The organism is Vibrio sp. 1557, assembly GCF_033340175.1.
Taxonomy (GTDB): Bacteria; Pseudomonadota; Gammaproteobacteria; order Enterobacterales; family Vibrionaceae; genus Vibrio; species Vibrio alginolyticus.
This window is the reverse complement of sequence record NZ_JAWOVZ010000001.1, coordinates 14,894-32,617: the sequence shown is the minus strand read 5'-3', so window position 1 is coordinate 32,617 and position 17,724 is coordinate 14,894. Positions and strand designations below refer to the sequence as shown.

Genomic DNA, 17,724 nt, shown 5'->3' with positions numbered 1-17,724 from the left:
TCAAATTGGCCGCTTTTTTAAGCGATAATTCGTGACAAAGCGATGAAATTTTTGCTCAATTTTATTTATCTCACCCTTGACAGTCTCATACCGCAAGGCGTGAGCGTTCGATAAAATATTTTTGTCGTGTCGACGATGCTTTTTCGTTTTCATCTCACAAAAAAACGCCCTAAGGTGCGCACCTCTGACGACGTGGTTGTTCAACCACAATTCTAAATCGTTGAAGTAAGTAGGTTATGTCATAACATGATCACCTGCCTACTGCATTCTATGCTCTATACTTATATTTTAATTTGGTACTGACTTACTAAGGAATTGCCATGCGTATTGCTATTCTCTCTCGTAATGAGAATTTATATTCAACCATGCGCCTAAAACAGGCGGGTGAAGAACGTGGGCATCAAATCGATGTGATCGACACGCTTCACTGTTATATGGACATTACGAGCAACAACCCTAAGATCCGCTACAAGGGTGAAGAATTACCGCAATACGATGCTGTTATTCCACGTATTGGGGCATCTATTACGTTTTACGGCACTGCTGTTGTACGTCAGTTTGAAATGATGGGTACATTTTGTGTCAACGAATCTGTCGCGATCAGCCGCTCTCGTGACAAGTTGCGCTCATTGCAACTGCTATCACGTAAAGGCATCGGTTTGCCACGCACTGGCTTTGCTCACCATCCTGACAACATTCAGGACGTGATCAAAAACGTTGGTGGCGCACCTCTAGTAATTAAATTGCTAGAAGGCACTCAAGGCATTGGTGTTGTACTTGCTGAAACAAATAAAGCGGCAGAAAGCGTGATTGAAGCTTTCATGGGTTTGAAAGCTAACATCATGGTGCAAGAATTTATCGAAGAAGCAAAAGGCGCGGACATCCGTTGTTTTGTTGTCGGAAATAAGGTGATTGCCGCAATGAAGCGCCAAGCAAAAGAAGGCGAGTTCCGTTCTAACCTTCACCGTGGTGGCTCTGCACAACTCGTGCGTTTGAGCAAAGAAGAGCGTGCGACCGCTGTAAATGCAGCGAAAGTGATGGGCTTGAACCTTTGTGGTGTGGATATCCTTCAATCTAAAAATGGCCCAGTGGTAATGGAAGTGAACTCTTCCCCTGGTCTAGAAGGCATCGAACTAGCAACGGGTAAAAACATTGCAGGTATGATCTTCGATTTTATCGAGAAAAACGCTAAGCCAAATTCAAACCGTACTCGCGGTAAAGGTTGATTTTTGTTTAACGCACAAGAGAGCCAAAAACCGGCTCTCTTGTTACTCGTCGCTAGGATGACACTATGAATCAGAAAATGATCATTGGGAATGCCGAAGCTATTTGCTTGCCAGAGTTAGGGATTACTCACCTTGAAGCGCGTATTGATACAGGCGCTCAAACCTCTTCATTACATGTAGACAATATTGATTGCTTTGAAAAAGATGGTCAGTCTTATGTTGCATTCGATTTGCACCCAGATGTATACCATTTAGAACAAGTGGTTCGCTGCACAGCGAAACTAAAAGCAAACCGTAAGGTTAAATCTTCTAACGGTACTTTTGAGCACCGCTGCGTGATCACAACGATGCTGCGTATGGGCGACCAACAATGGCCAATCGACATTACGTTGACTAACCGTGAAAAAATGACTTACATGATGTTGTTAGGTCGTCAGGGTATGGCAGACAAAGTGCTGGTTGATCCTAGCCAATCTCACTTATTGGCATCTTAACCCCGTAGCTTCAGATGAGTGATCGAACGTTTTTGTTGAGCATCACTCGTCTGGCTTTATCTTAGCCTACTTCCTACGAAATAACGCAAACAACAATCCCTTCGCTTTAACTTTTGTCACTCGCCAGTGCGTCATTGGCTTAGTCGGCGCTGTATTCAAAATGTGCTGATACGCTTTTTCATCCAAAGTCACTTCTCCCCCATGTGCCAAAAGCAAACATTGCGGATTCATCTCAAACACACGCTTTAATGATTGCCGATATTGATTCGGATGAAATATGGGAAACGGCGCAATCAGATGCTGTTTCACCTGCACCATTAAATCCGCCACATACAGTACATCTTGTTCAGAATGATAAACCGACAGATCTCGGTCGGTATGCCCTAGTGTTTCTAGCACCTGCCAATCATCAAATCCAGGAATAAACTCTCCATCAATAAGTTCAATATCTGGCTTTAGCTTGCGGGAATACCACAGGTTTTGCTTTGGTTTACGCATCCGATTCGCCATCCAGCGTGCTAACATCAAATCGGTCAAATGCATTAGCCAACCGTCTACACCGCTATACCACTGGTTCTCTCGCTTTGCGGCCAATAGCTTGCATCCTGTTAAGTCACGTAGTTTGTGCGCACCACCAGCATGGTCTGGATGCATGTGGGTCACAACAACCAACTTTAGATCAGAAAAAGGACGATGGAGTTGATGTTCAATAAAGTCTTTAAGATGAGGAATGTCTGCTCGACTGGCACCATCAAGCAACAATAATCTATCGGGATATTCGGCGAGATACATGGTCTGAATGTACCCCTGAATTCTGTGCAGCTGCAAAATATGTCCTTATTTTAGTGAGATGCTTCATGACCGAATCCTTACTGGTCAGACCAACTATAACAGCAGAATGGATGCTTCGGTAAACAAATATTCACACGTAGCGACGACAACAAATCATAATCGAGATGATAGATTTTAATCATTAGACTCAAGGGCCCGTTTATCCGTTAATGCGCGCACACGGAGTTCGTGTCAGGGTATGAGGTAAATACCTCATGATTTGCTTTTTTGTACTTTTCCTTCTAATTAATTAAGGAGTTAAGTACATTTTTGTGAGAATCGAGTTGGAAAAAGCAACTAAATTAGACCGCATCCGCGCGGACTACAACGTTCACTACTGGAGCCAAGGTTTCTACGGCATTGATGACCAAGGCGAAGTATATGTATCACCACGTAGTGATCGTGCACATCAAATCCCTTTCAGCGCTATTGTAAATGAGCTAGAAGCGAAGCAGTTAAATCTGCCTGTATTAGTACGCTTCCCGCAAATCGTGCACCAACGTGTGCATGGTATTTGCCACGCATTCAACCAAGCAATTGAAGAATACCAATATCCAAACAAATACTTGTTGGTGTACCCAATTAAAGTAAACCAACAACGTGAAGTGGTGGATGAAATTCTAGCGAGCCAAGCTCAACTAGAAACCAAGCAGCTTGGTCTTGAAGCGGGTAGCAAGCCAGAATTGTTGGCGGTACTTGCATTGGCTCAACAAGGTAGCTCCGTAATCGTGTGTAATGGCTACAAAGACCGTGAGTATGTGCGTCTTGCACTGATCGGTGAAAAGCTGGGTCACAAGGTATTCATCGTACTAGAGAAGCTTTCTGAGCTGGATCTGGTACTAGAAGAAGCGAAAAGTTTGGGCGTAAAACCGCGCCTTGGTTTACGCATTCGCCTCGCCTCTCAAGGCGCAGGGAAATGGCAAGCAAGTGGCGGTGAAAAATCGAAGTTTGGTTTATCAGCATCGCAAGTGCTTAGCGTTATTGAACGTCTTAAACGCGAAGGCAACCTAGACGCGATGCAACTGGTTCACTTCCACCTTGGTTCACAGATGGCAAACATCCGTGATGTACGCAATGGTGTGAACGAGTCTGCACGTTTCTACTGCGAACTACGCGCACTCGGTGCAAACATCGAGTACTTCGATGTGGGCGGCGGCTTGGCAGTGGATTATGACGGCACACGCAGCCAATCATCGAATTCGATGAACTACGGCCTTGCAGAATACGCACGTAATATTGTGAACACAGTGGGCGATGTGTGTCTGCAATACGAACAACCAATGCCAGTGATCATTTCGGAATCGGGTCGCTCGCTAACAGCGCACCACGCTGTATTGATTTCTAACGTAATTGGTACCGAGTCGTACCTACCGGAAGAAGTACATGAGCTTGATGAGGACGCTCCGCTTTTGCTACAAAACATGTGGCGAAACTGGGAAAACTTGCAAGATGGTACAGACGCTCGTGCGTTAATTGAGATTTACAATGATACCCAAAGTGATTTGGCAGAAGTGCACTCTCAATTTGCTACAGGTGTGCTTAACTTGGAACAACGTGCGTGGGCAGAACAATTGTCACTGCGCATTTACTTCGAATTAAGCCGAAAGATGAGCACTAAGAATCGCTTCCACCGTCCGATTCTGGACGAGTTGAGCGAACGTCTTGCGGATAAGTTCTTCGTGAACTTCTCTCTCTTCCAATCTCTACCAGATGCTTGGGGTATTGATCAGGTGTTCCCTGTTCTGCCACTTTCTGGTCTTGGCGAGGCGGAAGAACGTCGTGCAGTGATGTTGGACATCACATGTGACTCTGATGGCGCGATCGATCACTACGTTGATGGTCAAGGCATCGAGAGCACGCTACCTGTACCAGCTTGGAGCAAAGACAAACCGTACTTAATGGGCTTTTTCCTAGTAGGCGCATACCAAGAAATCCTTGGTGACATGCACAACCTATTTGGTGATACCCACAGTGCTGTAGTCAATGTTGATGAACATGGTCAATTTGAGATCAGTTACATCAACGAAGGTGATAGTGTAGAAGACATGATGCGCTACGTTCATATCGACGTGGATGCGATTCGTGACAATTATAAACAATTGGTTTCACAGCGAGTTGAAGCCAATGAACAAGCACAAATCCTAGCAGAACTAGAACAAGGTCTAGCAGGATACACCTATTTAGAGGACTTCTGATATGAATGATTTGTTTACTAAAACTGATTATTCGCTTTACTCCAACTCTATGTCGTTTTTACGTCTGCCGTACATTCGTAACCCGGTATCGGCAGACGCAGACGTTGTGGTGTTGGGAGTCCCTCTGGACATGGCAACATCTGGGCGTCCAGGTGCGCGTATGGGTCCAGATGCAATTCGCCGTGCCTCAGTCAACTTGGCATGGGAAGGTAAGAAGTTCCCTTGGAGCTTCAACGTATTGGATAAACTGAAAGTGATCGACGCAGGTGATCTCGTGTTCGATTGCGGTGATGCGGAAGATTTTACTTACCGCCTTGAAGCGGCAACCAGTGAAATTCTAAAAAGTGGTAAAACCATGTTGGGATTGGGCGGTGACCACTTCATTACGCTACCTATCCTGCGTGCCTATGCGAAGCATCATGGCCAAATGGCGTTGATTCACTTTGATGCTCATACGGACACCTATGCAAATGGCAGTTCATACGACCACGGTACGATGTTCTACCATGCGCCGAAAGAAGGTTTGATCTCAGCGAAGAACTCAATACAAATCGGCATTCGTACGGAGTACAAACAGCAAGATCACGGCTTCAATGTGATTAATGCGATGCAAGCGAATGACATGTCGGTGAACGAGATCCTAGAAGAAATTCGTCGCACCGTCGCAGACAAGCCAGTATATGTCACTTTTGACATCGACTGCTTAGACCCGGCCTTCGCACCGGGAACTGGTACACCAGTTTGTGGTGGCTTGAACTCAGACAAAGCGCTGAAAATTATTCGTGGTTTAGCCGGCATGAATATCGTGGGTATGGATGTTGTCGAAGTATCGCCTCCATACGACCACAGTGATGTTACCGCACTAGCGGGAGCAACCATCGCACTAGAAATGCTTTACGCATACGCATCTGAGCGCGAATAGACATAATCATTTCTAAGGGAGCTTCGGCTCCCTTTTCTTTCTGATGCTTTCCTCTACCTTTTATTCACTCGTTTCATCTTGAACTCACCTCAACCGATCAGACGCTTTATTTTTGCACTTTAACCATTAAAACCAGTTACCTATAAGGCTCATTCTATTCACGAAAAGTAAAAAAATTTAACGTAATTAGACAAAGAAATGCACCGCTTTTTGAAAACAAAATCGGATTAGTTTTTCTAATTGAAATCATAGATTTTTATCTTGCTCAACTTCACACTTTTCGATTGCTAATTATACAAGCAAGCACTATTATCTCGCGCAAATACCCCCCGCAACACAAGAATTCAGTTAGCACTCTGTAAAAGAGTGCTAAGGGTTTTTACGTCTTAAATTTTTTGGAGAGATACGCAAATGTCTGCTTCGTTTCCATTAGCGAAACTTACCTTTTTAATCGCTATATTGACTGCCGTGGGTCAAATGACCCAGACAATGTACGTGCCTTCAATCGGTCATATGGCGGGCGAGTTTTTGGTATCTGCGTCATCACTTCAAGCTGTGATGGCTTGTTACCTAATCCCATATGGCTTGTCGCAATTTGCGTATGGCACACTATCGGACCGCTTGGGACGCAAACCGATCATCATCGTCGGGCTGCTTATCTACATCGCGGGTACACTGGTGGCATTATTTGCACATCAATTTGAATGGTTCTTGATTGGTAGCTTTATCCAAGGCTTAGGTATTGGCTGCGGCGGTGCGATGTCACGCACTCTGACTCGCGATTGCTTTGAAGGCTCTGATCTACACAGAGCAAACAGCTTAATTAGCATGTGTGTGATTTTCTCACCATTAATGGCACCAGTATTAGGCGGTTACCTAACAGAAGCTTTCGGATGGCGGTCGAGCTACTTGTTCTTAGCGCTATTTGCTATCGCGGTTGTGATCACCATGATGACAAGCATGATGGAGACGCTACCAAAAGAGAAACGCAAATTCGAACCAGTAGCCAAAAGCTACAAACACGTTTTGTCTGACCGTCGCTTTCAAGGCTTTTTGATTTGCCTGGTTGCAACATTCGCTGGTGTAGGTGTATTCGAAGCGGCGGCTGGGGTGTTGTTAGGTGGGGTATTAGAATTACCTGCAACAACGGTAAGTTTGCTGTTTATATTGCCGATCCCAGGTTACTTGGTGGGTGCGGGCTTATCTAGCTACATCGCAAGACGTCGCTCTGAGCGTCGTGCTTTAAACGTAGGCTTGGTCTCTATTTTTGTGGGCTCTGCTATTGTGCTCATCCCAGGCTTGTTTGGTTTGACCACGGCGTTAACGCTAGTTGGAGGCGCAACCGTGTACTTTTTGGGTGCGGGTATTCTCTTCCCAGCAGCAACAACTGGAGCGATTGCGCCATTCCCATACCATGCAGGAACAGCAGGCGCGACATTGGGTGGCATGCAAAACTTGGGGGCAGGTGTCGCAACTTTGCTCGCGTCACTATTTCCAGCGCATAACCAGATGCCTTTGGGCATTATGATGATGGCAATGTCGGTAATTGCAATGCTTGGGTTAATGTGGGTGAATCGAGCACACAATCACTCAAACGAAGTACCGCAAGTTATCTGATCATTATCAGCTTACTTTCAAAATCCAAAGGGACACACTCAACAAGTGTGTCCCTTTTTTCATATCACACTATATCGATTTCCCGATGAGAATGATTTAACTTTCGAATTGATATTTGTTAAAAATAACAGCTGCTTACACAATGTGTTTTCAGCTTCCTTCAAATTGAGTAGCCAACTCGAAAATATTGAGGATTCTCACTTTTTCGGCATACCCCATAACAAAGAATGGACAACTGAAAACCACTAACAAAATGAAAGCCCAGCCCTCAGGATGAGGCCACTTGGGTGTACAATAAGGATAAAATCAGATGCGTTTCACTTTAACTACGTTGGCCGTCTCGGTCGCGCTTGTCGCCGGATGCAGCAATCAAGGAATCCCCAGCATGACTCAATACTCCCAAACACAGATCGTTGCTCAACAAACTCAAGCTCCGGTTGCGAAAAAAGTCCCTCACGCGATGACTATTCATGGCGATACCCGCGTTGATAACTACTACTGGATGCGTGACGACGAACGTAAAGACCCTGAAATTTTACAGCACCTAGAGAAAGAAAATCAGTACGCAGAAACCGTTCTAAAGCACACTGAAACATTTCAAGATACGCTATTTGAAGAAATTAAAGGGCGTATCGCAAAAGACGACAACTCAGTACCGGTTCGTAAAGGCAACTACTTCTACTCCAGTGAAGTGACCGGAGATAACGAGTACGAAGTCCATTTGCGAGCTAAAGACTTTGCAGGCAAAGACAAACAAATCATTTTAGATGTCAATGAACTAGCAAAAGAACATGAATTTTTCAGTATCGGCGGCCTATACGTTAGTCCGAATGAAAACTTATTGGCGTATGGCGAAGACACATTAAGCCGCCGCGTGTACACCCTTAAGATCAAAGACCTGACAACAGGCAATTACCTACAAGATGAAATCGAAGGGGCCTCAAGCGCTGTCGCATGGCAGAACGATAACAACGCCTTTTACTACATCAAAAAAGATCCTCAGACCTTATTGGGCTACCAAGTTTATCGTCATGTATTGGGCACACCACAAAGCAACGATGAGCTGATTTTTGAGGAAACCGACAGCGCCTATTACACCTCACTAAGCAAAAGCAAAGATGGCGAAGATATTTATATCTGGCATTCGAGTACAGAAACCAGTGGGGTCTCTATCATTGATGCGAACAACCCTAAAGCAAAGGCGAAACCGTTCTATCCTCGCGAAGATGGCATTGAATACAGTATTTCTAAGCTAGGCGATTGGTACTACATTTATACTAACTATCAAGCCGTCAACTTCCGTTTGATGAAAGTTCATCAAAATGACATACATGACCGCTCTAAATGGCAAGATGTGATTGCCGCAGACGACAACACTCAACTTGTCGACTTCGAGTTATTCGATGATCACATCGTCTATGAGCAGCGCTCTAACGGCCTAGCAAGCGTCACTGTACGTCAGCTTTCAACAGGAAAAGAATTCCCCCTCACATTTAATGACGATGCGTTTGCTGCCTATTTGACAGGTAACCTAGAGCTGGATAACGAGAAAGTTCGTATTTATTACAGCAGTTTAACCACTCCAGGAACCTACTACGATTTCGATCTAACAACGGGCGGGTCAGAAATCATGAAGCAAACACCTGTACTTGGTGATTTTAATCCTGACAATTACCAATCAGAACGCATCATGGTCACAGCCCGTGACGGTAAAGAAGTACCCGTTTCTTTGGTGTATCGTAAAGACTTATTTAAGAAAGATGGTACGAATCCACTCTACCAATATGGTTATGGGTCTTATGGCGCAACCATTGAGCCAACTTTCCGCTCGACACGTTTGAGTCTATTGGATCGCGGCTTTGTTTACGCCATTGCTCATATTCGTGGATCTGAAATGCTTGGCCGCCCTTGGTATGAAGACGGTAAAAAACTAACCAAGCAAAACACATTCAACGACTTTATTGATGTGACTAAAGGTTTGGTTGAACAAGGCTACGGCGCGAAAGATAAAGTCTTCGCTGTTGGTGGCTCTGCAGGAGGTCTCTTAATGGGGGCTATCATCAACCAAGCACCAGAACTGTACCGCGGTATCGGTGCACATGTTCCGTTTGTGGACGTGGTAACCACCATGCTCGATGAATCGATTCCATTGACCACCAATGAGTATGATGAATGGGGTAACCCAAATAACAAAACATACTATGACTATATGTTGAGTTACTCGCCTTACGACAACATCAAGGCGCAAAACTACCCGAACATGTTGGTAACGACTGGCTTGCACGACTCTCAAGTACAGTACTTTGAACCAATGAAGTGGGTCGCCAAACTTCGTGAAATGAAGACAGACGATAACGTCTTGTTGTTCAAAACCGATATGGAAGCCGGACACGGCGGCGCATCTGGTCGATTTAAGCGCTTAAAAGAAGATGCGCTAGAGTATGCCTTCTTCCTCGATTTACTCGATAAAAAATAAGCGTATTAATAGAACTGCATCTCTTCTAACAACAAAAATGCCCGCAAGTTGCGGGCATTTTTTATAGACGCACTCTCTAAACAAAGAGTGGGGTTACCTAAGCACAGAATGACTAGCGTCTCTTATAGCCAAAGGATAGCAGAAAGAAAAACGCCTACTCACAACGAGTAGGCGTTAACACAATAAATGTGTTTAGGCAGTAGAAACTGGCCTATTTATTAGAAGTAGTAACGAGCACCTAGAGTCCAGTAGTCGTTCTCTTCATTGTTGTAGTCGTTACCTAGGTCAAACTGGTAACCAGCGAAAGTAACGAATGCAGGAGTTACTGCGTACTCTGCTTGTAGCGCAGTTTCGCTTGAAACTGTCTTGTTGTCTTTGTCGTCTTCTACACCTTCGTAGTTAACGCTGAACGTCCAATTGTTGACTCCGTACGCTAGTAGGCCCTCAATCTGAGTAGTTTCTTCACGCATCTCGTAGAAGTATTCGTTCATGCCGTATACAACAGCTGCGTACAGACCAGAGCCATACTCACCGTAATTTACAGAAACAAGGTGTGATTCAGCAGTTTTAGTACCTAGACCAGAATTCTCAACATCACCGCCGCTGTATACGTAGCCTAGACCAAAGCCCGCAACAGAGCCGCTCAGTGCGATTTGACCACGTTGGTCATACTTGCTGCCTTTAGAAACGTATTCTGGAAGACCTGTGTTAGGGTTTTGTTGTAATGATAGGCCTCTATCATCATTTTCACCTTGCCAACCAAGACCTAGGTTGAAAGCAAAACCTTCGCCAAACTCAAAGCTTTTACGGTAGCTGATCATTTTTTCAGCACGACCAGTACCTAGATTGTTGTGATTGTCGTACAAAAAGTCGTTCGCGAACGCGATTGGTAGATCCGCAACGCCAGCGACATCGTAGTACGGAGACCACTGTGTACCTCCCACTAAACGGCCAAACTGCTGGTGGGTCGCGCCGATGTAGCCCAAACGAGTTGAAAACGACTGGCTACCACCATTTAGGTAGTTAAGTGCCCATTCGCCTTTAGCGTCGATAGTGATACCGTTGCCAATGTCTTTCTTGCCCGCAACATTGATACGTGGAGACACTTGGTGAACTTTTACTTCTTCTTCGAAATACTCACCCACGCCAACTGAAACGTGACCGCCGATCGATAAAGATGTACCATCGCTGTTGTAAACTTCTGCTGCGAAGGCCTGTGAACCACATGCTAGTGCCGCCACTGCAACGGCTAGAGTTTTCATTTTCATTGTTAACATCCGTATAGTTGTTTGTACCGGTTCGCTTAGAAACAGATTAAATCCGAATCAATCGCAACGAACACATAACAAAGTAGTAATGAAATAGAAATGAAACAAACACTTTCTTATGCAACCAGTGGTATTAATGCTCACATTTTGAACTTAGTCACAAAAAAATAGGGAACTTTTCATTCCCCATCATAAAATTTGTGGCTTTTTACGTGTCACATCTCCCAACGTGCGAGTGGCTTCTCAGTTTTGATACCCTTACTGCCCCAGCGGTCAATAACATCAATTTGCAGTATGCGGCTCGGTTTAATAAGCGATGTCAAGGTTTTCGACGGTCGTTTATCCGTCACTAACCATAGCGTTTTATCTTGTTCAAACTGAGCTTTTAAAGATAATTTGTCTTCTTCTGTCCACTCGAGTTCCGGCTTAAATTCGCGCCCAACCACAAACAATTGGTTGCCAGAGGCAAAGTCCTCTAGTGACTCACTCATCAGTACCACTGAATCGATGCCTTTATCGAAGATCTCTGCCTGTTGTTGGTTGATCAGTTCACGCACATTGAGCATAAGAGCCTGTTGATTCGTTTGAATCGTCTTTTGGTGTTCAGGATATACACGTTGTAGATCCTCTCCAACAATACCCGCCATTCGGATTAAGTTTGTAGGGTTCAGCCATGCGTACTTCGATGTTGACCCGTTTTCCAATGTCAGTACTGCAACTCCTTGAGCTCTAGGAGAAATGGCCTGCGATGCATCGATTTCAATCAAGTGAATGTTGCCCTGTCGAGCGTAAACATAAGTCGGGTCTTGTTTCCAAATCGCACCAAGAGTAATAGCAACCGTCGCGGCTTGACCCGCTTGCTTAACTTGCTCTGTACCTTTATTTGCGAACCAGTTCTCAAGACGCTCAACGCCGTAACGCTTTGGAGGCAGATACTGAGTCTCTATCCCTGTACCTTTCATGAGTTGCTCAGACAACATGTACGTGACGGGAGTGCTGGTTAAAATGTCTTTGGCGCTTGCCAACGATGGAAGTGTTGTCGCTATAACCAAACCAAAAGTTATCGCTAATTTTTTTATCTTCATGTTCATTACTTTATAAAAAGGGTTACGCTTTTTGGATAATTCGGTAAACCGTTGCTGTTAGGAAAAATGCCGCAGAAACAATGATGATGGATGCGCCTGATGGCACTGGTAGCTCAAGCTCCATCGGCAGTATGGTTCCTACTAAACACGCAATGGTTGCCAATAAAGAAGAAAGGAGAACAAAACTGCCCATGCGTTTAGTCAATAACCGAGCCGTTGCACCAGGAATCAGTAGCAATGCACCAACCAATACAGCGCCAATAATCTTTACCGCGGCGATGGTGACCAAGGTGATCATCATGACAAATAAGTAATCATAAAAGCTGGTATTAAAGCCGCGTACACGTGCAATATCCGGGCTAATACAAGTCAGCAAAATGCGGTTAAACGTTGGAATAAGAAGCAGTAATATGATCAAACAACTGATCGCTAAAATAAGGATATCGTTGTCCGTCACAGTCAAGATCGAGCCAAACAACACGTTCTCCAACATGTGAATGTTGATCTTGCGAGCAACGTACATTAACAGCGCAGCACCAACCGCTAACGCTAGTGCAAGAAAAACCCCAACCAGTGTGTCGTAAGGTACATTCGTACGATTACGAACAAAGTGAAGCAACAGCGCAAAAATCATACAAAAGCTAAACAATCCGATGATCGGATTCTCTGGCGGCTCACCGAGCAACACACCAATCGCGATTCCGGTAAGCGCAGCATGCCCAACCGCTTCAGAGAAAAAAGCCAGTCGCTTGGCGATGACTAATGTACCAAGACCACCAAGTAATGGTCCTAATATCAGCGCTGCAACAATTGCGTTCACCATGAAAGCATAAGAAAAGCTATCGCTTAACCATCCAGCTTCAACGCCGCTAACCGCTAACTCTCGCAACCAATCCATTATGCAGCCTCCACTTTTGCTGTGTAGTGCTTGAATAATGTTTCTATACGATCAGGACTTAGTACATCTGAATGGTGCCCTGACGCCACAATTTGACGATTTACAACATGGACCTGCGCATCTAAACGGCGCACTGCGGTCACGTCATGGTGTACTGCCAGTACCGTTTTGCCTTCTCCAACGACTTCATGAATCAAACCTTCAAGATATCGAACACCTTGCTCATCCATGCCAGTTGTAGGTTCGTCTAAAACCAATAAATTGGGCTCATCCAGTAAAGCTTGCGCAAACAAAACACGCTGTTGCTCACCGCCAGAGAGTTGCCCCATACGACGGTCGCTACGCGTTGCCATACCCACGCGATCCAGCTGGGCCAGGGCATGTTGAGTTTGTTTCGTTTTACGTCGCCAAAATAGAGGGATACGGGTTTGGTTAAGCAGTACAAAATCCATCACGGTTAACGGGAGGCTTGCTTCAAACATCGCTTTTTGTGGCACATACCCTATCTTCCCCGATGCAGCTGATGGTTCTGGCCAATTGAGCGCTATGTTTCCCGAAAATGGCGTGAGTCCAAGTACCGAACGAAGCAAAGAGGTTTTACCACCGCCGTTCGGTCCCATAATCACGTGACATTTCGCGTTCTCGAATTCGGCGCTGATGTTCTGCAAAATGATATTGTCGGCGTATTTTAGGCCCACGTTACTTAAGGAAACGGAAGGTCCAGTCATCACGCCTTTTCCCCTGCTCGCTTACTCGCCACAAATTTCATGGCTTCGATTAGTGTTTCCACATTATCTCGCATCTCAACCTCGACTTTATCAGCCTCATACTCACCGTGAGTCATGTGAGAAAAGCGATAAAGCTGCACCCCGGTCGCCTCTTCGATGGTATCAACAAAGCGATTCGGCATATTGAGCTCATAAAACAGAACATCAATGCCCGATTCACGAATTTTCTCTATCGTTTCCTGTAGCTGACTTGCACTTGGTTCTACACCATGAGCAGGCTCAATGACAGCGGCAACGTCAACACCAAACTCCTGAAGGATATATCCGTAAGCATTGTGGGTTGTCGCCACCTTCATACCAGCCGTGTCCAACTCACCAAGAGACAACATTGCATCACGCTTCATCAGGCGAAATGTTTTCGCGTATTTACGAGCATTTTGGCGATAGAACGTAGCATTGTCTGGGTCCAATTGGCTTAGCTCACTCGCGATGGTGTAAACCTTTTGAATGGTTGTTGATAGACCGACAAAGGTGTGAGGGTTCACTGCTCCTTGACCAACAGACTGCCCCATAGCGGGCAATAAAGGCACTTCTTTGTTCGCTTCTATAACCACGAGATCATCACGCTGAGAAGCCTTGATCACTTTCAGTGCAAAATCGTCATGACCAATACCATTGATCACTATTACGTCCATTTCATTTAAGCGCTTAAGATCATTAGGTTGTGGCAAATAGTTGTGAGGATTAAAACCAGCATCAACCAAAGGAACGATGTCCGCCTTCTCACCAACAACGGCTTTAACATAGCTGTAATAAGGTTGAAGCGTAATACCAATACTGAGTTTATCGGCAGCAAAGCCAGTAGAAGACACCGTCAATAACGCGGTGGCTGTAAGAATACGACGTAAAAGAGAGCGTTTGATCATAGTACTTATCAATTATGTTGTCTTAATGGGCGTGAGAATGAGAGGAAGAGTCTGACAGAACGATTTGTTTCCACCCGAAATCGTGGCGTTTAGCTAGATCGCTTAGTCCCTCCACATTTAACGAACGGCTAGAATCATTAAACCAAATATCAGCTTGAGAACTGCGGCTATCCAACAGCATGGAAGCAGAGCCTTGGGCACTGGTCTTCACGCCAATGTAGACACCGTCATCAATTCGTTGCCACTGATGAGAACCTTTACGCTTCCAGTTTTGGTCTTTCACGAACGGAGCAATCCAAAGCACCTCCATATCAGAGATCTCAGGCCAAGTTCCGGTATCTAACTGCAAATCACGAATCTCTTCATGAGCGAGCTTAAGCTCAGCGATCAACCCCAACTCATTTTGATGTAAATCCGTGATTAACACTTGATGAGACTGCATGTCTGGCTTTTCAGTCGCGACCTGATGGTAGGGCATAAGTATGGCTGCTGAACTGAGAATTGCTGCGATTGTCAGTGCGACCCACTTTCCTTCTCGGTTACCATCATCAGGGCGAACTTTCTGTACACTCATTTCTCTTTCAGCTCAACGATATCCACTTCCACCGGGCTTTCATGTCCGGCATCAAATACCAAATAGAAATCTGTTTCAGGGTGAGTAAATTCTGCGATGGAACGCTTATCTGTTTTTTCTTTGGCGATCAGATTGTCGTCGTAATCGTACATTTCGACATCGTAGTCGACCGCTGTCGATCCATCCGAGTAGCCCGCTTCACAAATCACTTTATCTTGCGCCAAGTGACAGCTCATCAGAGGAAAATGTGCAGCAGCGTGAAAGGACGCAAATCCAGAAAAAAGCAAAACCGCTTTTAGAAGAGAAGTGTTATTCATGATAATTCCAAAATGGCCCAGCAATTACTGAGCCTAATTCGATTAGTTAAGTTGAGTTTCAAACGTAAGGTGAACATTGGCACTCGCTTTATCCGCCAATGGATTATCTTTTAATTCACCTTTGTAGTTCGCTTTCATTAAGTAGCGCCCGGCGACTTCTGGCGTGAAGATCACTTTGCCATCTTTATCGCTCACCACATCGATTTGTTCTTGATGGTTTCGGTACATGGTACCTTCACGTGTAATCTCAGCAGTAACGCCCTCTTGTGGCTCTCCGTTAAAGAAAAACTGGAAAGTCACAGGCTCACCTTCAATGATGTCCGATGGATGCGTGATCGGTTTCATCTCCAGCATTTTGCCTTCAATCTCCAACGCTTTGTCCGTTGGCATACCAACCGTAATGTAGCTTTCTGCTCGGGTGTAACTTAGTTGAGTAACCACATCACGCGCTTGCTCAGGAAGCACGTCACCACGCTCAGCTTTGTTTGCTCGCGCCCATTTCACCGTATCACGACGGCCCGCTTTGTATTGTGTGTAGTAGCTCGGCTGATTATTAATCGCGACTTTGTGCGTGCCTTCTTCTGTAAAAAAGAAATCAAACATAGAGCGACGCTTGCCACGAACAACAAAGTTAGGACGCTCAGAGCGACCATCCGGCATCACCACAAATGCCTGATCACTACCCGCAGGCTTATCAAAAACAAACGTTCCGTGAGAGGCAGTAACATCAAATGTCAGCCAGTCACCGCCTTCTTTAGAAACCGTAAAGTGAGAGGGCAGAACCCAACGTGGATGTGCTTGTGCGGTGGTGGTTACAGCCAATCCCATTGCCATTACACTCGCCAATGCCACTGCTTTCATTTTGGTTTTCATTGTTGTGTCCTTTAATCACTTAACTTGATAATTGACGGTGATGACACCCGTCTCTTGTGTTGGTTTAAGCTCATAGCGCACGTCACTGTCCGCTAGCGTTATTTTTTGACGTAAGTAGTTTCGCCCACCGTGTTCACGAACGACCTCGACGTACAACGTGTAATTTCCTTGTTCCAAACGCTCCCCTGCGTCATTGGTTCCATCCCAGACAAAGCGGTATTGACCAGCAGGACGTGTTGCAGAAGTCACCGCATCAACAAGTTCACGATCATAACGACCCGCTTTTCTCCACCAGCTGCGTAGATCTTTTAACCATTCGTCTTTCCCTACCCATAACTGGATGGTTTTAACCGGTTTACGCTGATCGTTTTCAACCCAAACCGCCACATAAGGGCGTGCATACATTGAGGTATCTATCTTTGGAAGTTCGAGTTCGAAGTCGACCTTCGCGTTATCTGGTAGAGGCGCCGCGGAAAGAGAGAAAGGAGTAAAAGCCGCGATCAAAGCGGCTTTACAAAAGTGATTACGGCGGAAAAATCTTCCTGTGTTCAACATAAGTGTTCTCTAAAAAAGCTGTTATGGAACAGCAACAAAATAAATTACGAGCGACAGTAACGTACCAAAGCTCATCCATTGCATTGACGTTCTGAGCGTCTTCTTCTTAGGCAGTAACAAGCACACGCCTGTAAGAACAAAAAACACCATCAAAAGCGCAGTGACGTCGATAAACCACTTCCAAATCCCACCACTGTTGCGTCCTTTATGTAGATCGTTCAGCAGCGCAACAATACCGTAGTGCGTCGTTTCGACGTCTGCTGCACCAGTAGTCATATCAATAAAGACCGTAGCGTTATAACCCGGGCCTTTAAAATCCATAGAAAGCTCTCCGAGTAACAACTCACCTTGCTCAACTTCGGTATACACATCTAGTGCGGAGGGAGTGCCGCGAAGCTCGGTTTCTTTAGTCAAGAAAGCCACCAGCCCTTCACGATTAGGTTGAAAGGTATCTGAATGTGAGAATAAAACTGAGTGCGGAACCGTCAGAGTATGTTGTTGAATGATAGGTTCGCTGCGTTCAAACAATTCGGGGCGATTGAGGGTAATACCAGTTACTGCAAAAAACAGCGTAACTAAGAGAAGAGCCATCGAAATATAGATATGTAGGCGGCGAGCCCAAGTTTGAACACCTTTGCTTTTAAGCAACATAGAAACAATCATCACCAATAAATGTGGGGCATAATTTAGGTGATAATCATTCGTATTGGCATTTAATTTACATTGTTTACTTTAAACA

17 protein-coding genes are annotated in these 17,724 nt (G+C 45.1%); 6 read left to right on the top strand and 11 right to left on the bottom strand.

The features are described 5' to 3' along the window. The first annotated feature begins 320 nt into the window (after positions 1 to 320). Complete coding sequence (rimK, locus tag R7070_RS00160) at positions 321 to 1,226, top strand: 30S ribosomal protein S6--L-glutamate ligase (RefSeq protein ID WP_005374224.1); 906 nt, start codon at positions 321 to 323, stop codon at positions 1,224 to 1,226. 65 nt (positions 1,227 to 1,291) lie between these two features. Then, positions 1,292 to 1,720 carry an ATP-dependent zinc protease gene (locus tag R7070_RS00155; RefSeq protein ID WP_005384193.1) on the top strand — a complete coding sequence of 143 codons (429 nt, stop codon included), beginning with the start codon at positions 1,292 to 1,294 and terminating at the stop codon, positions 1,718 to 1,720. Between the two features lie 66 nt (positions 1,721 to 1,786). On the opposite strand, the gene R7070_RS00150 is transcribed toward R7070_RS00155, so the two are convergent. Further along, positions 1,787 to 2,512: an MBL fold metallo-hydrolase gene (locus tag R7070_RS00150; RefSeq protein ID WP_054574596.1), complete on the bottom strand. Its 726-nt coding sequence runs from the start codon at positions 2,510 to 2,512 to the stop codon at positions 1,787 to 1,789. A 323-nt stretch (positions 2,513 to 2,835) separates the two neighbouring features. Here R7070_RS00150 and speA point away from each other — a divergent pair, with 323 nt between their 5' ends. The 4 genes from speA to R7070_RS00130 all read left to right on the top strand — a co-directional run bounded on the left by speA (position 2,836) and on the right by R7070_RS00130 (position 9,761). Next, positions 2,836 to 4,746 (top strand): arginine decarboxylase, encoded by a 1,911-nt coding sequence (gene speA / locus R7070_RS00145; protein ID WP_031778854.1) that lies wholly within the window; start codon positions 2,836 to 2,838, stop codon positions 4,744 to 4,746. A gap of 1 nt (position 4,747) precedes the next feature. Beyond that, complete coding sequence (speB, locus tag R7070_RS00140; RefSeq protein ID WP_005374233.1) at positions 4,748 to 5,668, top strand: agmatinase; 921 nt, start codon at positions 4,748 to 4,750, stop codon at positions 5,666 to 5,668. 411 nt (positions 5,669 to 6,079) lie between these two features. After that, positions 6,080 to 7,285: a multidrug efflux MFS transporter EmrD gene (gene emrD, locus R7070_RS00135; RefSeq protein WP_138939801.1), complete on the top strand. Its 1,206-nt coding sequence runs from the start codon at positions 6,080 to 6,082 to the stop codon at positions 7,283 to 7,285. 310 nt (positions 7,286 to 7,595) lie between these two features. After that, positions 7,596 to 9,761: a S9 family peptidase gene (locus tag R7070_RS00130; RefSeq protein WP_082240176.1), complete on the top strand. Its 2,166-nt coding sequence runs from the start codon at positions 7,596 to 7,598 to the stop codon at positions 9,759 to 9,761. A gap of 218 nt (positions 9,762 to 9,979) precedes the next feature. Here R7070_RS00130 and R7070_RS00125 read toward each other — a convergent pair whose 3' ends face one another. The 10 genes from R7070_RS00125 to R7070_RS00080 all read right to left on the bottom strand — a co-directional run bounded on the left by R7070_RS00125 (position 9,980) and on the right by R7070_RS00080 (position 17,636). Beyond that, entirely contained in the window at positions 9,980 to 11,029 is a 1,050-nt protein-coding gene (locus R7070_RS00125) for a porin (protein ID WP_005374238.1), read from the bottom strand. Between the two features lie 215 nt (positions 11,030 to 11,244). After that, complete coding sequence (locus tag R7070_RS00120; protein WP_025768065.1) at positions 11,245 to 12,114, bottom strand: metal ABC transporter solute-binding protein, Zn/Mn family; 870 nt, start codon at positions 12,112 to 12,114, stop codon at positions 11,245 to 11,247. 22 nt (positions 12,115 to 12,136) lie between these two features. After that, on the bottom strand, positions 12,137 to 13,012 hold the full coding sequence (locus R7070_RS00115; RefSeq protein WP_005393560.1) for a metal ABC transporter permease: 876 nt from the start codon (positions 13,010 to 13,012) through the stop codon (positions 12,137 to 12,139). Next, positions 13,012 to 13,740, bottom strand: coding sequence for a metal ABC transporter ATP-binding protein (locus tag R7070_RS00110; RefSeq protein WP_017635536.1), 729 nt, complete (start codon positions 13,738 to 13,740; stop codon positions 13,012 to 13,014). Before R7070_RS00110 ends, R7070_RS00115 begins: the two co-directional genes overlap by 1 nt. Further along, positions 13,740 to 14,666 carry a metal ABC transporter solute-binding protein, Zn/Mn family gene (locus R7070_RS00105; RefSeq protein WP_005374249.1) on the bottom strand — a complete coding sequence of 309 codons (927 nt, stop codon included), beginning with the start codon at positions 14,664 to 14,666 and terminating at the stop codon, positions 13,740 to 13,742. Before R7070_RS00105 ends, R7070_RS00110 begins: the two co-directional genes overlap by 1 nt. A 22-nt stretch (positions 14,667 to 14,688) precedes the next feature. Beyond that, positions 14,689 to 15,240: a DUF6162 family protein gene (locus tag R7070_RS00100; RefSeq protein ID WP_005374250.1), complete on the bottom strand. Its 552-nt coding sequence runs from the start codon at positions 15,238 to 15,240 to the stop codon at positions 14,689 to 14,691. Continuing rightward, the gene (locus R7070_RS00095) at positions 15,237 to 15,557 is read right to left on the bottom strand and encodes a hypothetical protein (protein WP_005374251.1); all 321 of its coding nucleotides are present in this window, start codon (positions 15,555 to 15,557) and stop codon (positions 15,237 to 15,239) included. Before R7070_RS00095 ends, R7070_RS00100 begins: the two co-directional genes overlap by 4 nt. A 42-nt stretch (positions 15,558 to 15,599) precedes the next feature. After that, a complete protein-coding gene (locus R7070_RS00090; protein ID WP_005374252.1) occupies positions 15,600 to 16,430 on the bottom strand; it encodes a DUF4198 domain-containing protein in 831 nt (276 codons plus the stop codon). Between the two features lie 15 nt (positions 16,431 to 16,445). Beyond that, a complete protein-coding gene (locus R7070_RS00085) occupies positions 16,446 to 16,985 on the bottom strand; it encodes a DUF2271 domain-containing protein (protein WP_017635538.1) in 540 nt (179 codons plus the stop codon). A 21-nt stretch (positions 16,986 to 17,006) separates the two neighbouring features. Next, positions 17,007 to 17,636 carry a PepSY-associated TM helix domain-containing protein gene (locus R7070_RS00080; protein ID WP_005374254.1) on the bottom strand — a complete coding sequence of 210 codons (630 nt, stop codon included), beginning with the start codon at positions 17,634 to 17,636 and terminating at the stop codon, positions 17,007 to 17,009. Positions 17,637 to 17,724 lie beyond the last annotated feature (88 nt).